Raw genomic sequence first — 2,220 nt, forward strand, 5'->3', positions numbered from 1 at the left:
TTTACGTATATGTATATTAATTGACTGAATTTAAATTAATAAATGCAAATCAGAATGATAGGTTAAATATATTTGCTAAATAACTTTACATTTACATTTTATTTAAAATAATAGTTAATTGTTAGATTGTTCCTACATTAATGTATGATTTTAAGGATTTTTCAATTTTTTTTATTAAGTCTTTTTATCTGGGATTAACTTGTTAATTGAATTTAAAATCCTACAATAAATAAATAGTTAGCCTAAAATTGTCCAATACCACCACATTCACAGAGTGAAATGTTGTATGTTTTTGAATTGTTAGTCCAATCACCCATTCATGCTGTATTTACCAGATAAAAAAATCGAGTATAATCATTTCAATAGTTTTTATGGCTGTACCACTTTTATGACTACATAACATTGTCTTCTTAAGGGGTACGGATAAATACAGTTCTCCTACATTTATTCGTTATCCATATTAAAACTATTATTATTTTCCATCAGCAAGTTGAGTCGGAACATAACTCACCGTCTGTTTTGATTATATTTATATTGATGACTCTTTGAGTAATCAAGAGTTCAGACGTATTAACTCATAAAATATCATCAAAAAATGAAGAAAACCTCATTCATGCATTAGTTATGTCTGAGGAATAAGTAAGTGTTGAATGCTGACACATTGGTAATAAGCCAATTTATGGTTTTATTTATCTATGACTTTTATAACACCTAATTCCGAGTAATCGGGTACACCAATTAAATAAGGAAATATCATGCGTAAGAATTTATTAACTCTGGCTCCGGCTGCATTGTTGTTACTGGCTGCTACTGGTGGTGCTCAGGCGGCTTCTAACGCCCAGATGACTATCACTGCCAACGTGGTTGCTGCTACTTGTGACGTCAGCCTGTCTACCAATAATCTGGACCTGGGTAACTACACTCGCAGCGAGTTTACTTCTGTCGCCACACCAATTGCCGCCAGCGTTAAGCCTTTCACTGTCGGTCTGAACAACTGTCAGGTTCCATTGGCTGCTGGTGATACCGCAGGTCTGGTAGTAACAGGTCAGACACTGGGCGGTAACCCGAACATGTTTAACACCACCGGCACCAACACCGGCATCATGTTGAGCAAGGTTGCTACTCCGAATGCCTTTATCAGCAACAATGACAAACTGATCGTTGCAACCGCCGGTTCTACACCTGCGGCTGGTGATTTCAATACCAAGACTCTGAGCTTACAAGCTGGTCTGGCTTCAACCTCTGCAACAGCAGCAGATATTGGTGCTGTTAGCGCACCTATCCTGTTCAGCTTTGCCTACAACTGATTTATCTCTGTTCGCAAGCGGGCATTATTGCCCGCTTTTTTTAGCCCACAGGAGCCGTAGAATGCCCCGTTTTTTCCCACTTTTTTCCTTGATGCTGTCCTTATTAGCCTCGTCTTTCGTGGCACAGGCGGAAGGATTTGGTATCAACGCCACCCGGCTGATTTATCCTCAGGGTGCCCCCAGTATTAGTGTGACGGTTCGTAATACCCTGGCTGCGACACCTTATCTGGTGCAAACCGGAATAAGCCGCATGCAGCATAAATATGAACCGGCACCGTTTTCGGTTACGCCACCGCTATTTCGTCTGGAAGCGGGCAGCACCAACCAAATTCGTATCGTGGCTCAAAACGTGAATGCGCCAAATAACCACGAGTCAGTCTTCTTTTTTCATGCCAGCGCTATTCCAGCCAGCACCATGCCTGAGTCGGGCAATCAACGTGCAGGCGTCAGTGGAACGGTGCAATTTGGCGTCGGCAATATTATCAAGTTGTTTTACCGCCCGTCAGGATTGCCATCATCATCCGCCGCCGCACAGCGGGATCTGCAATTTTCCCGGGTGAAAGACGGTATTAAAGTCAGCAACAATTCACCGTATTTTGTCAGTTTCGCCAGCCTTAAAATAGGTGATCAGGCCGCCAAACTCGATAGCCCTGCGGCATTGATGATCGCACCATTTAGCCATCATACCTACCCAAGTTCAGTCACCTCCGGCAAGGTTCAGTGGCAGACGATCAATGACGAAGGGGGCATTAATGTCTTCAATCAGACTCTGCCGTAACGTCTCTTTATTTGCTATCGCCCTCGGGCTGCAAGGTCTATTGGCTGCCCCGGTATCTTGATCTCTTCCCTTCTTTCAGTACCGTTGTAAAGTAGAGTTTTGGCCCTTCTTTTCCGTCCAAAAAGAGGTCATTCG

Annotated in this window: 2 protein-coding genes; both read left to right on the forward strand. The window is 42.6% G+C overall.

The annotated features are described in order from the left end of the window. Nucleotides 1-755: 755 nt before the first annotated feature. A complete protein-coding gene (locus HU019_RS20115; RefSeq protein WP_174850130.1) occupies nt 756-1,307 on the forward strand; it encodes a fimbrial protein in 552 nt (183 codons plus the stop codon). 61 nt (nt 1,308-1,368) lie between these two features. Continuing rightward, on the forward strand, nt 1,369-2,085 hold the full coding sequence (locus HU019_RS20120) for a fimbrial biogenesis chaperone (protein ID WP_174850131.1): 717 nt from the start codon (nt 1,369-1,371) through the stop codon (nt 2,083-2,085). Nucleotides 2,086-2,220: the final 135 nt, after the last annotated feature.

This window comes from Yersinia artesiana, from assembly GCF_902726545.1.
Lineage (GTDB): Bacteria > Pseudomonadota > Gammaproteobacteria > Enterobacterales > Enterobacteriaceae > Yersinia > Yersinia artesiana.